Consider the following 12,188-nt stretch of genomic DNA (forward strand, 5'->3'; position numbering starts at 1 on the left):
ATATCTGTTCCATTCCCAAGGGAGAGACCATGACTGCCATTACCGATATCATCGCGCGCGAAATTCTCGACAGCCGCGGCAATCCGACCGTTGAAGTCGACGTTTATCTCGAAGACGGCTCCATGGGCCGTGCCGCCGTTCCCTCCGGCGCCTCCACCGGCGCGCATGAGGCGGTTGAGCTGCGCGATGGCGGCAAGCGTTATCTCGGCAAGGGCGTGGAAAAGGCGGTCGAAGCCGTCAATACGGAAATCTTCGACGCCATCGGCGGTTTCGACGCTGAAAACCAGATCCAGATCGACCAGATGATGATCGCGCTCGACGGCACGCCGAACAAGTCTCGCATCGGCGCCAACGCCATCCTCGGCGTGTCGCTTGCCATTGCGAAGGCTGCCGCTGAAGCCTCCGGCCTGCCGCTTTACCGTTATGTCGGCGGCCCGAACGCGCATCTGCTGCCGGTTCCGATGATGAACATCATCAACGGTGGCGCGCATGCCGATAACCCCATCGACTTCCAGGAATTCATGATCCTGCCGGTCGGCGCAGAAAACATTCGCGAAGCCGTGCGCATGGGCTCCGAAGTCTTCCATACGCTGAAAAAAGAACTGTCCGCACAGGGCCACAACACCAATGTCGGCGATGAGGGCGGTTTTGCACCGGGTCTCGAAAGCGCGCCGGCAGCACTCGATTTCATCATGAAGTCGATCGAAAAGGCTGGCTACCGTCCGGGCGACGACATGTTTATCGGTCTCGACTGTGCCGCGACCGAATTCTTCAAGAACGGCAATTACGTTTATGAAGGCGAAGGCAAGACCCGTTCGCCGATCGAGCAGGCCGAATACCTCGCCGAGCTCGTGGCGAAGTATCCGATCATCTCCGTTGAAGACGGCATGGCTGAAGACGACTGGGATGGCTGGAAGGCGCTGACCGATCTCATTGGCAACAAGTGCCAGCTGGTGGGCGACGATCTTTTCGTCACCAACTCAGCCCGCCTTCGCGACGGTATCAAGATGGGTGTCGCCAACTCCATCCTCGTCAAGGTCAACCAGATCGGTTCGCTTTCCGAGACGCTGGACGCAGTCGAAACGGCGCACAAGGCAGGTTACACCGCCGTCATGTCGCACCGCTCGGGCGAAACGGAAGATTCCACCATCGCCGATCTCGCGGTCGCAACCAACTGCGGTCAGATCAAGACCGGCTCGCTTGCCCGTTCCGACCGGCTCGCAAAGTACAACCAGCTTATCCGCATTGAAGAGATGCTGGGTCCGCAGGCTGCTTACGCCGGCCGTTCGATCCTGCGCGGATAATTCGCGTTCGGGTTTTGCGATATGGCCTGCCGCCTGGCGGGCTAGTCTCAGGGATGGGCGGTTTATCCGCACTGCTCACTCCGGAGTTGATCCGGGGTTCAGTCAGCCCAGGTCCCTGGGTTGAAAAGGACGCTTTCCACGGCGAAGACGCGCTGTGGCTTGATGCCGGATCAAGCCCGGCATGGCGAACTCTCTCTGATATCGTCGGCATTATTAGCCCGCCTTTGGCGGGCTTTTTTGCGTCTGTCAGCCGCGCGGAATTTAAGGTCAACGGATAGTTAAACAATCCGCATTAGTCTCGAGACTCACATTATGCGTTTTAAGGCTTCTCTCCGGCATGTGGACCAGACATCATAAAAAGAGACGATTCGGCCGTTTGATCGTTCCGGCCATCACGATCGCTTTTCTTTCCTATTTCGGGTATCATTCCATCCACGGCGACTTCGGCCTTCAGGCGACGGAGCGGCTGGAGAGGCAGCGTATTGCCAGAACGGCAGAGCTTGCAAAGCTGACGCAGGCGCGCGTTGCGCTGGAGCGGCAGGTCGAATTGTTGAGCGACGGTTCTCTCGAACGTGACATGATCGACGAGATTTCCCGTTATCAGTTGAATATGTCCCGTACGGACGAAATTGTCATCATGAATACCTACTTCTAATTAACCGAAATCAAGTTAATTAATGATTTGTGATTTATTCACAGCACTTTAGCGTGAATATGTGCCATGCGTTTAAAGCATTGCTGCATGGCATTTTCTTGCATATGGTACGCGCCAATCTATCCATTCAAACGGCAACTCAGGGAGGGATGAATGGCGCCGCGAAAAACCGCGTCCGTATCCGGCCGAAAGACAACGGCAAAGGCTGCAGGCGAATTCACCGGTAAGAACAGCCCGGACTTTTCGAAGGAAGAAGAGCTTCACGCCTATCGTGAGATGCTTCTCATCCGTCGCTTCGAGGAAAAGGCCGGTCAGCTTTACGGCATGGGCTTCATCGGTGGTTTCTGTCACCTCTACATCGGTCAGGAAGCCGTTGTTGTCGGCATGCAGATGTCGCAGAAAGAAGGCGATCAGGTCATCACCGCTTACCGTGACCACGGCCATATGTTGGCTCTGGGCATGAGCGCGCGTGGCGTCATGGCCGAATTGACCGGCCGCAAGGGCGGCCTGTCGAAAGGCAAGGGCGGCTCGATGCACATGTTCTCCAAGGAGAAACATTTCTACGGCGGCCACGGCATCGTCGGTGCGCAGGTTTCGCTTGGAACCGGTCTCGCCTTCGCCAACCGCTATCGCGGCAACGACAATGTCTCCGTGACCTATTTCGGTGACGGCGCCGCCAACCAGGGCCAGGTCTACGAGAGCTTCAATATGGCCGCTCTCTGGAAACTGCCGATCATCTATATCGTTGAAAACAACCGTTACGCCATGGGCACCTCGACTGCCCGCGCCACCGCCCAGTCGAACTATTCGCTGCGCGGCCAGTCCTTCGGCATTCCCGGCATCCAAGTGGATGGCATGGATGTGCGCGCCGTAAAGGCCGCCGCCGATCAGGCGCTGGAACATTGCCGCTCCGGCAAGGGTCCGATCATTCTGGAAATGCTGACCTACCGTTACCGTGGTCACTCCATGTCCGACCCGGCGAAATACCGTTCGAAAGACGAAGTGCAGAAGATGCGCTCCGAACATGACCCGATCGAGCAGGTCAAGGCACGGCTTCTGGAGCAGGGCTGGGCAAGCGAAGACGAACTCAAGGCCATCGACAAGGCTGTCCGTGATATTGTCGCCGATAGCGCGGACTTCGCCCAGAACGACCCAGAGCCGGATGTATCCGAGCTCTACACCGACATTCTGCTCTGATCGGGAAAGGGAAACCCATGCCAGTAGAAATTCTTATGCCCGCCCTTTCCCCGACCATGGAGGAAGGCACGCTTTCCAAATGGCTTAAAAAGGAAGGCGACAAGGTCACATCCGGCGACGTGATTGCCGAGATCGAGACCGACAAGGCGACCATGGAAGTGGAAGCTGTGGATGAAGGTGTTATCGGCAAGCTGCTGATCGACGCCGGCACCGAAGGCGTCAAGGTCAACACGCCGATCGCCGTTCTCATCCAGGAAGGCGAAAGCGCTGCCGACATCTCTTCTTCCGCCAAGAAGGAAGAGCCTAAGGCTGAAGCTGCAAATTCGGATTCGGATGCCGCAGGCGGCAAGACCCGCGAAGCATCCGAGGAGCCGAGCGCTGCCAAGGAAGCTGCAAAGGTTCCGGCAGCACCTAAGATCGAAGTCGCTGCCGATCCGGATATTCCTGAAGGCACCGAAATGGTGATGACGACGGTGCGTGAAGCGCTGCGCGACGCCATGGCCGAAGAAATGCGCGCCGACGAAAAAGTCTTCGTCATGGGTGAGGAAGTCGCCGAATATCAGGGCGCCTACAAGATTACCCAAGGCCTGTTGCAGGAATTCGGCGAGCGCCGCGTCATCGACACCCCGATCACCGAGCACGGTTTTGCCGGTATCGGCGTCGGTGCGGCAATGACGGGCCTGCGGCCCATCGTCGAATTCATGACCTTTAACTTCGCCATGCAGGCGATCGACCAGATCGTCAACTCGGCTGCGAAGACGCTTTACATGTCGGGCGGCCAGATGGGTGCACCGATGGTGTTCCGTGGCCCCTCGGGTGCTGCTGCTCGCGTTGGTGCTCAGCATTCGCAATGTTACGCCGCATGGTACAGCCATATTCCGGGCCTCAAGGTCGTCATGCCCTACACGGCAGCGGACGCCAAGGGTCTCCTGAAGGCTGCCATCCGTGACCCGAACCCGGTCATCTTCCTTGAGAATGAAATTCTCTACGGCCAGAGCTTCGAAGTGCCGAAGCTCGACGATTTCGTGCTGCCGATCGGCAAGGCGCGCATTCACCGCAAGGGTAAGGATGCGACGATCGTTTCCTTCGGCATCGGCATGACCTACGCAATCAAGGCGGTTGCGGAACTCGAAAAGCTCGGCATCGACGTCGAACTGATCGACCTTCGCACCATCCGTCCGATGGATCTGCCCACCGTCATCGAATCGGTCAAGAAGACCGGTCGTCTGGTCACCGTCGAGGAAGGCTTCCCGCAGTCATCGGTTGGTGACTTCATCGCCAACCAGGTCATGCGTGCGGCTTTCGACTATCTCGATGCGCCGATCCTGACGATTGCCGGCAAGGACGTTCCGATGCCTTACGCGGCAAACCTCGAAAAGCTGGCTCTGCCGAACGTCGATGAAGTCGTTCAGGCTGTCAAAACCGTCTGCTACAAATAAGGGGAGATGATTTTGAGTAAAATAAAACAAATCCTCCCGGCAACTGAAAATTGGTATCGTGTTCTAGGTTCCAAAGGGTCTCCTCAGTTCGAGCGTGTCATCTTTTGGGCGATTATCAATGACGGTGAAGGCGATGTGATTGCCGGTGTCCCGCGTGAGTATATCGGCGTCATCGGCGCCGTTAGCGAATGGCTGAGCGATGTCGCCGGATATATCGAAGTCTCGCCGTCGCAGCTGGATCGGCTGGCGGAACATCCTGAAGAGTTGGAACAATATAATCTCGTTTGGGGGGACTAGTCATGCCTATCAAAATCACCATGCCTGCCCTTTCTCCGACGATGGAAGAGGGTAATCTGGCCAAATGGCTGGTCAAGGAAGGCGACAAGGTCGCACCCGGTGACGTGATCGCCGAGATCGAGACCGACAAGGCAACCATGGAAGTGGAAGCCGTCGATGAGGGCACGGTCGCCAAGCTCGTGGTTCCCGCAGGCACGGAAGCGGTCAAGGTCAACGCCCTGATCGCTATCCTCGCCGCCGATGGCGAGGATGTGGCTGAGGCGGCAAAGGGCGGCAATGCTGCTCCCGCCGCGTCCCAGGCCAAAGCCGAGGCTCCGAAGCAGGAAGCTGCAAAGGCCGAAGCGCCAAGGGAAGAAGCTGCGCCAGCCAAGGCTGAAAAGCCAGCTGCCGACCAGGCCTCCGCACCTTCCACCCCGGCTCCGGTTGCAAAGTCCGGCGAGCGCATCTTCGCTTCGCCGCTTGCCCGTCGTCTCGCCAAGGAAGCCGGTCTCGACCTCACGGCCGTGTCCGGTTCAGGCCCGCATGGCCGTATCGTCAAGACAGACGTGGAAAAGGCCGCCGCTTCCGGTGGTGCGAAGGCAGCTCCTGCCGCTGCAGCATCCGCAGGCGCACCGGCTGCCGCACTTGCCAAGGGCCCGTCCGAAGAAGCTGTTCTCAAGCTGTTCGAACCCGGTTCTTACGAACTGGTGCCGCATGACGGCATGCGCAAGGTCATCGCCAAGCGTCTGGTCGAATCCAAGCAGACCGTTCCGCATTTCTACGTTTCCGTGGATTGCGAACTGGATACGCTTCTGGCGCTGCGCGCCCAGCTCAACGCCGCCGCTCCCGAAAAGGACGGCAAGCCCGCCTACAAGCTTTCGGTCAACGACATGGTCATCAAGGCGCTGGCTCTCGCGCTGCGCGATGTGCCTGATGCCAACGTCTCCTGGACGGAAAGCAACATGGTCAAGCACAAGCATTCGGATGTCGGCGTTGCCGTTTCAATTCCGGGTGGCCTGATCACGCCGATCATCCGCAAGGCGGAAGAGAAGTCGCTCTCCACCATCTCCAACGAGATGAAGGACTACGGCAAGCGCGCAAAGGAGCGCAAGCTGAAGCCCGAGGAGTATCAGGGGGGCACGACGGCCGTGTCCAACATGGGCATGATGGGCGTCAAGAGCTTCTCCGCCGTCATCAACCCGCCGCATGCCACCATTCTGGCAGTCGGCGCGGGCGAACAGCGTGCTGTCGTGAAGAACGGCGAGATCAAGATCGCCAATGTCATGACGGTCACGCTCTCTACCGACCACCGTTGCGTCGATGGCGCGCTCGGAGCCGAGCTGATCGGTGCCTTCAAGCGCTACATCGAAAACCCGATGGGCATGCTGGTTTGATCGGAGAGTGAGATGGTGAAGTCGGTCCTCTGCTTTGGCGATTCCCTGACATGGGGATCAGATGCGGAAACGGGTGGCCGGCATAGCCATGACGATCTTTGGCCGAGCGTCTTGCAAAAGGCGCTCGGGCCTGATGTGAAGGTGATCCACGAAGGGCTGGGCGGACGAACCACCGCCTATGATGATCATACCGCTGATTGCGATCGCAACGGCGCAAGGCTCTTGCCGACGCTTCTGCACAGCCACGCGCCGCTCGATCTGGTCATTATCATGCTCGGCACCAACGACTTGAAACCGTCGATCCATGGCTCGGCCATCGTCGCGATGAAGGGTGTGGAGCGGCTGGTCAAACTGGTGCGCAACCATGTCTGGCAGGTGCCGGACTGGGAAGCGCCGGATGTTCTGATCGTCGCGCCGCCGCAACTGTGCGAAACGGCCAACCCCGTGATGGGCGCTATCTTTCGTGATGCGATCGATGAATCGGCGATGCTCGCCCCGGTCTACCGGGATTTGGCCGACGATCTCGATTGCGGATTTTTCGATGCGGGGTCAGTTGCTCGCACGACGCCCGTGGACGGCGTTCATCTCGATGCTGAAAACACGCGGGCCATCGGGCGCGGGCTGGAACCCGTCGTTCGCATGATGCTCGGACTTTGACAACAATTCTCGTTTCGGAACGGCATGCCGTGACCCGATAGGACAAGGCAGGATACCTATGGCTCAATCTTATGACGTCATCATCATCGGTTCGGGACCGGGCGGTTATATTGCCGCGATTCGCGCAGCCCAGCTCGGCATGAAGGTTGCCGTGGTCGAGCGCGAGCACCTTGCAGGCATCTGCTCCAACTGGGGCTGCATTCCCACCAAGGCGCTGCTGCGCACCGCCGATGTCTTGCATACGGCTCAGCACGCCAAGGACTACGGCCTGACGCTCGAAGGCTCGATCAAGCCTGATGTCAAGGCGATCGTTGATCGTTCGCGCGGCATTGCCCACCGCATGAACAACGGCGTCGGTTTCCTGTTCAAGAAGAACAAGGTCGATATCATCTGGGGCGAGGCCAAGATCACCAAGCCCGGTGAAATCGTGGTTTCCAAGACCCAGAAGAAGCCCGTCGAACCGATGGGCCCGGTTCCGAAGAACACGCTGGGCGAGGGCACCTATACCGCCAAGCACATCATCGTCGCCACCGGCGCCCGCCCGCGCGCGCTTCCAGGCATCGAACCGGATGGCAAGCTGATCTGGACCTATTTCGAGGCAATGAAGCCGGAAGAACTGCCGAAGTCTCTGCTCGTCATGGGGTCCGGCGCCATCGGCATCGAGTTTGCCAGCTTCTACCGCACCATGGGTGTCGACGTTACCGTCGTCGAAATCATGAGCCAGGTGATGCCGGTCGAAGATGCGGAGATTTCTGCCTTCGCCAAGAAGCAGCTGGAGAAGCAGGGCATCAAGTTCCATCTGGAAACCAAGGTTTCCAAGGTCGAGAAGGGTGCGAATTCCGTCACCGCGACGCTCGAGAAGAAGGACGGTTCGTCGGAGAAGATCACCGCTGACCGGATGATTTCAGCTGTCGGCGTCGTCGCCAACATCGAAGGCATCGGCCTTGAGGCTGTCGGCGTGAAGACCGATCGCGGCTTCATCGTCATCGACGGTTACGGCAAGACCAATGTGCCTGGCGTTTACGCCATCGGCGATGTCGCCGGCCCGCCGCTGCTTGCCCACAAGGCCGAGCATGAGGCCGTGATCTGCGTTGAAAAGATCGCCGGTCTGCCGAATGTTCACCCGATGGACAAGCTCAAGATCCCCGGCTGCACCTATTGCAACCCACAGGTCGCCTCTGTTGGTCTCACCGAAGCCAAGGCGAAGGAACTGGGCCGCGATATCCGCGTCGGCCGCTTCTCCTTTGCGGCCAACGGCAAGGCCGTGGCGCTCGGTGAAGATCAGGGCATGGTCAAGACCATTTTCGACAAGAAGACAGGCGAGTTGATCGGCGCGCACATGGTTGGTGCGGAAGTCACTGAACTCATTCAGGGCTTCGTGGTCGCCATGAACCTCGAAACCACCGAAGAAGAACTGATGCACACGATCTTCCCGCATCCGACCATTTCCGAGTCGATGAAGGAAAGCGTGCTCGACGCCTACGGACGTGTGCTGAACGCATGAGTGCCCCGTGATGCCCGGCATTGTCTAACCATGCCGGGTGTCCCATATGTCTCAACGCTGGTTCTATAAGGGAGCGCGGGAATGGAAAATATCGGCTGGATTGCGGCAATCATCATCGGCGGTCTTGCCGGCTGGCTCGCCGGCAAACTCATGGATATGCGTTTCGGCATCTTCATGAATATCGTTCTCGGCATCGTCGGTTCGGTGGTTGCCGTTGCGGTGCTGAGAACCTTCGACGTTTTCGTTCAGGACAGCAGGCTCGGTTATTTCGTAACGTCCTTCATCGGCGCCAGCCTGTTGTTGTTCATGGCTAAGCTGGTACGGCGCTGACAAGGCTTCGTGCCCGGAAGGGGCTTACGCTTTTTCTGGAATTGTTCTAAAGCATCGCGTCAATAAATGTGATGATCGCGGCAAGCGATAGAAACAGGTTTCTTATGGTCACTATTCTCGACAGAACTTCGTCCGAAGAAAAGCGTATCCGCCACCCGGAAAAGGCCCATCGGCCCGATACCGAGGTCATGCGCAAGCCGGAATGGATCCGCGTCAAGGCGCCGACATCCAAAGGCTACCACGAGACGCGCGAACTGGTGCGCAGTCACAAGCTGGTGACGGTGTGCGAGGAAGCCGGCTGTCCAAATATCGGCGAATGCTGGGACAAGAAACACGCGACCTTCATGATCATGGGTGAGATCTGCACCCGCGCCTGCGCCTTCTGCAACGTTGCGACCGGCAAGCCCAATGCGCTTGATATGGACGAGCCGGAAAACGTCGCCAAGGCCGTCAAGCAGATGGGCCTCAGCCACGTCGTCATCACCTCGGTTGACCGCGATGATCTCGCCGATGGCGGCGCGGAGCACTTCGAAAAGGTGATCTGGGCGATCCGCGCTGCGTCTCCCAACACCACCATCGAAATTCTGACCCCGGACTTCCTGAAGAAGCCCGGCGCGCTGGAGCGTGTCGTCGCGGCGAAGCCCGATGTCTTCAACCACAATATGGAAACCGTTCCCGGCAATTACCTCACGGTTCGCCCCGGTGCGCGTTATTTCCATTCCGTGCGCCTGTTGCAGCGCGTCAAGGAACTGGACCCCACCATGTTCACCAAATCAGGCATCATGGTCGGCCTTGGCGAAGAGCGCAACGAAGTGCTGCAGTTGATGGACGATCTGCGCAGTGCTGACGTGGACTTCCTGACTATCGGCCAATATCTGCAGCCGACCCGCAAACACCACAAGGTCGAGGCTTACGTCACGCCGGAGGAATTCAAGTCCTATGAGACGGTCGCCTATACCAAGGGCTTCCTGATGGTCTCTTCCAGCCCGCTGACCCGCTCCTCGCACCATGCCGGCGACGATTTTGCACGCCTGCGCGCAGCCCGCGAGAAGAAGCTTCTTGCCGCTGCGGAGTAAGTAGGCGGGGCGGGCAATTTCTTTCACGCGTCATCCTCGGGCCTATCTTGAGGATGACGCTGCGGCTTTCACCTGAAGTCAGGCCACAATCTTCTCCGGCCGATGCGCGCGCATGCACAGGATGACGCTCAGCACGACTGAGGAAATCGCCAGGACTTCTACGATTGTTGGCCCACGACCTTCCCAGAGGAAACCATAGAGCAACGCAAAGAGCGTCTCGAACAGGATCATCTGTCCGACCATGGTGAGCGGCAGCAGGCGGCTCATGCGGTTCCAGAGAGCATTTCCGAGAATGGATGCGGTGAAACCCAGACCGGCGGCGATGGCCGCAAAATGCAGCCAGTCCTCGGAGCTATGGCTTTCCCCGCCGAAGGCAAAGGCCGGTATGGCGAGCGCCAGCGCCAGCCCGCCGGTCACCACACCCGTCATCATGTTCCAGTCGTCGGCGCTTACATTGTGAAGGCGTGACAGCCAGCGGGCATTGCCAACCGCAAAGGCCGTCCATGAGGCGAGCGCGCCAAGCGCACAGGCCAGCCCGATCAGGCGGGAGACATCCAGCCCCGCATCGCTTTCCGTCAGCGACTGCCAGGATATGCCGATAATGCCGATTGCGCCAAAGGCGAGCGATGGCCACAGACGCTTGAGCGATACCGCGCCATGATCGCGCGTGCCGATGATGGTGACGGCAACCGGCAGGAAGCCGATGATGATGGACGTGAAGGCAACGCCGCTCAGTTTCACCGCCGTCGATATGAAGACGTAATAGGCGATGTTGCCGATCATGCTCAGCCAGCCGAGCGCGATCCATTCGCGCGCACCGAAATGGGCCGATACCCGTTTCAGGCGCGGTCCGATGATGATGAGCGAAATCAGCCCGTAGGTCAGGTAACGGGCCGTCGACAGTTGCAGGGCGGAAAAATCCGGTACGAGTTTCGGGGCGAGAAAGATCGCCCCCCAGAGAGCGCCCGCCATCATGCCGTAGATCACACCGAGGCTTGTCTTGTTCATGTCATGTCACATCCGCATTCACGATTGCCCGCGATGTGCCACAGCCACGTGCGGCTGTCTTGACAAAAACTCCTGAGAGAAGAGGTGCTGTGCTTTCAGTGAATTCCGAAGGCCCGGCGATAGGCGGCAGGCGTTTTGCCCATCGCGTTGCGCATGGCGCGCGTCAGTGCCGTCTGGTCGGAAAAGCCGGCCCGCAAGGCAATTTCCGCAATCGGCAATGTGGAGTGGCGCAGCAATGCGCAGACCTTGTCCATGCGCAGCTCTGCAAGCCAGCGGTGAGGAGGGAGGCTGAACTCTTCCAGAAATAGCGCATGCAGGCGGCTATCGCTGATCGCAGCGCAGGATGCGAGCGTCTCGATGGTCCAGGGGAAAAATGGTTCCGCCCTGACGATCTCGCCCAGCGCATGCAGGCGGTGGCGGATATCGGTCTTTTCAGTCGCAAGGCTGTCGATCAGGAGCGGTGCCCAGAGGTTGGCAATATCCTCACGCGGCCCATCCGATCCGATGACGCCGCGCATGTAAGCGACCAGCTGCCGTGTATCCCGTGCGATATCGAGAAACGGCTTGCGGACAAATCTCTCCAGCACCTGTTCGGGAACAGCAGTTTCGTCGATATCGACCACCAGCGACCGGTTGATCGTCGTTGCTTCCTGTGCGTGCGGTGTGTCGCGATGAATGAAGACCGCGCGCCCGGTGGACAATTCGTCCTCTAGCCCTGCTACATCGATCCGCAGACATCCCGACACCGGAAGAACGATCTGCACGAAGCCATGTCGTTCCTTCGGTCTTTCCTGCGTATAGGTTCTGATATCGGCGGATGCGGCGATCATGAGATTGTCATTTCCATCGTGCAAAGAAACGGCCGCCTCGAAAAGCGGCCGGTTTCAGTCCTGATTATGACATCGTCTTGAAGATTGGGCCAGCCGGCTTTATCGAGCCGGCGTCTAACATTCTTCCTTGGCGGTCGATTCGCCGCGTTTGCGCTTGCGCAAAACCGGCTTGTTCTCTCTCGCCTCGCATTTCGCAACGTCGATGAGATAGGCAAGCATCGGCATTTCGTTCATCGACGCGAGTTGCTTGGCGGATTCGAGAAGGTTGATGATGTTGGAAAAATCGTCCATCGGCTCACTCAGTGGCTCAAAGCGGGTTATGTGGGTGTGAACCCAAGGATGAATAAGCGCGGTGAAAATGGGAGGTTCCAGCGCCGTTGCATCCCATGGGTGTAATATTAGTCGCAAATAAATAGCAATCCCTGCGAGGGGGTTGCAATAGTTAAATTTCCGTAACATCGGACGCCGCGGCCATGCCGCCGCAGAATAATAGCCGCGCTATTTAAAAATGGCATGGT

13 protein-coding genes are annotated in these 12,188 nt (G+C 58.5%); 10 read left to right on the forward strand and 3 right to left on the reverse strand.

Going from position 1 to position 12,188, the window contains the following annotated elements; genetic code table 11:
- Positions 1-29: 29 nt before the first annotated feature.
- From eno to lipA, 10 genes are all read left to right on the forward strand, one after another.
- Complete coding sequence (gene eno / locus CRP02_RS18025; RefSeq protein WP_097171873.1) at positions 30-1,304, forward strand: phosphopyruvate hydratase; 1,275 nt, start codon at positions 30-32, stop codon at positions 1,302-1,304.
- Positions 1,305-1,641: 337 nt separating this feature from the next.
- On the forward strand, positions 1,642-1,959 hold the full coding sequence (locus tag CRP02_RS18030) for an FtsB family cell division protein (RefSeq protein WP_003512872.1): 318 nt from the start codon (positions 1,642-1,644) through the stop codon (positions 1,957-1,959).
- A 153-nt stretch (positions 1,960-2,112) separates the two neighbouring features.
- The gene (gene pdhA, locus CRP02_RS18035; RefSeq protein WP_097171874.1) at positions 2,113-3,156 is read left to right on the forward strand and encodes a pyruvate dehydrogenase (acetyl-transferring) E1 component subunit alpha; all 1,044 of its coding nucleotides are present in this window, start codon (positions 2,113-2,115) and stop codon (positions 3,154-3,156) included.
- A 17-nt stretch (positions 3,157-3,173) separates the two neighbouring features.
- On the forward strand, positions 3,174-4,595 hold the full coding sequence (locus CRP02_RS18040) for a pyruvate dehydrogenase complex E1 component subunit beta (protein ID WP_003512876.1): 1,422 nt from the start codon (positions 3,174-3,176) through the stop codon (positions 4,593-4,595).
- A 12-nt stretch (positions 4,596-4,607) separates the two neighbouring features.
- The gene (locus tag CRP02_RS18045) at positions 4,608-4,892 is read left to right on the forward strand and encodes a hypothetical protein (protein WP_174001736.1); all 285 of its coding nucleotides are present in this window, start codon (positions 4,608-4,610) and stop codon (positions 4,890-4,892) included.
- Between the two features lie 2 nt (positions 4,893-4,894).
- Entirely contained in the window at positions 4,895-6,265 is a 1,371-nt protein-coding gene (locus CRP02_RS18050) for a pyruvate dehydrogenase complex dihydrolipoamide acetyltransferase (RefSeq protein ID WP_097171875.1), read from the forward strand.
- A 12-nt stretch (positions 6,266-6,277) separates the two neighbouring features.
- Positions 6,278-6,922 carry an SGNH/GDSL hydrolase family protein gene (locus tag CRP02_RS18055; protein WP_003512881.1) on the forward strand — a complete coding sequence of 215 codons (645 nt, stop codon included), beginning with the start codon at positions 6,278-6,280 and terminating at the stop codon, positions 6,920-6,922.
- Positions 6,923-6,980: 58 nt separating this feature from the next.
- Complete coding sequence (lpdA, locus tag CRP02_RS18060) at positions 6,981-8,426, forward strand: dihydrolipoyl dehydrogenase (protein ID WP_097171876.1); 1,446 nt, start codon at positions 6,981-6,983, stop codon at positions 8,424-8,426.
- Between the two features lie 81 nt (positions 8,427-8,507).
- Positions 8,508-8,756 carry a GlsB/YeaQ/YmgE family stress response membrane protein gene (locus tag CRP02_RS18065; protein ID WP_003512885.1) on the forward strand — a complete coding sequence of 83 codons (249 nt, stop codon included), beginning with the start codon at positions 8,508-8,510 and terminating at the stop codon, positions 8,754-8,756.
- Positions 8,757-8,860: 104 nt separating this feature from the next.
- A complete protein-coding gene (lipA, locus tag CRP02_RS18070) occupies positions 8,861-9,832 on the forward strand; it encodes a lipoyl synthase (RefSeq protein ID WP_003512887.1) in 972 nt (323 codons plus the stop codon).
- Positions 9,833-9,910: 78 nt separating this feature from the next.
- Here lipA and CRP02_RS18075 read toward each other — a convergent pair whose 3' ends face one another.
- The 3 genes from CRP02_RS18075 to CRP02_RS27585 form a co-directional block, all read right to left on the reverse strand.
- Complete coding sequence (locus tag CRP02_RS18075) at positions 9,911-10,840, reverse strand: DMT family transporter (protein WP_097171877.1); 930 nt, start codon at positions 10,838-10,840, stop codon at positions 9,911-9,913.
- Between the two features lie 95 nt (positions 10,841-10,935).
- Positions 10,936-11,670, reverse strand: coding sequence for a helix-turn-helix transcriptional regulator (locus CRP02_RS18080; RefSeq protein WP_097171878.1), 735 nt, complete (start codon positions 11,668-11,670; stop codon positions 10,936-10,938).
- Positions 11,671-11,784: 114 nt separating this feature from the next.
- Positions 11,785-11,961 (reverse strand): hypothetical protein, encoded by a 177-nt coding sequence (locus tag CRP02_RS27585; RefSeq protein WP_003512893.1) that lies wholly within the window; start codon positions 11,959-11,961, stop codon positions 11,785-11,787.
- Positions 11,962-12,188 lie beyond the last annotated feature (227 nt).

Source organism: Rhizobium sp. AN5 (genome assembly GCF_900215255.1).
Classification (GTDB): Bacteria; Pseudomonadota; Alphaproteobacteria; order Rhizobiales; family Rhizobiaceae; genus Agrobacterium; species Agrobacterium tumefaciens.

Bases quoted from the DNA above. Each gene is read 5' to 3' on its own strand.
- lpdA (WP_097171876.1), top strand. From the start codon at position 6,981: ATGGCTCAATCTTATGACGTCATCATCATCGGTTCGGGACCGGGCGGT.
- pdhA (WP_097171874.1), top strand. From the start codon at position 2,113: ATGGCGCCGCGAAAAACCGCGTCCGTATCCGGCCGAAAGACAACGGCA.
- eno (WP_097171873.1), top strand. From the start codon at position 30: ATGACTGCCATTACCGATATCATCGCGCGCGAAATTCTCGACAGCCGC.
- lipA (WP_003512887.1), top strand. From the start codon at position 8,861: ATGGTCACTATTCTCGACAGAACTTCGTCCGAAGAAAAGCGTATCCGC.
- CRP02_RS18050 (WP_097171875.1), top strand. From the start codon at position 4,895: ATGCCTATCAAAATCACCATGCCTGCCCTTTCTCCGACGATGGAAGAG.
- CRP02_RS18040 (WP_003512876.1), top strand. From the start codon at position 3,174: ATGCCAGTAGAAATTCTTATGCCCGCCCTTTCCCCGACCATGGAGGAA.
- CRP02_RS18065 (WP_003512885.1), top strand. From the start codon at position 8,508: ATGGAAAATATCGGCTGGATTGCGGCAATCATCATCGGCGGTCTTGCC.
- CRP02_RS18055 (WP_003512881.1), top strand. From the start codon at position 6,278: ATGGTGAAGTCGGTCCTCTGCTTTGGCGATTCCCTGACATGGGGATCA.
- CRP02_RS27585 (WP_003512893.1), bottom strand. From the start codon at position 11,961: ATGGACGATTTTTCCAACATCATCAACCTTCTCGAATCCGCCAAGCAA.
- CRP02_RS18075 (WP_097171877.1), bottom strand. From the start codon at position 10,840: ATGAACAAGACAAGCCTCGGTGTGATCTACGGCATGATGGCGGGCGCT.
- CRP02_RS18080 (WP_097171878.1), bottom strand. From the start codon at position 11,670: ATGATCGCCGCATCCGCCGATATCAGAACCTATACGCAGGAAAGACCG.
- CRP02_RS18030 (WP_003512872.1), top strand. From the start codon at position 1,642: ATGTGGACCAGACATCATAAAAAGAGACGATTCGGCCGTTTGATCGTT.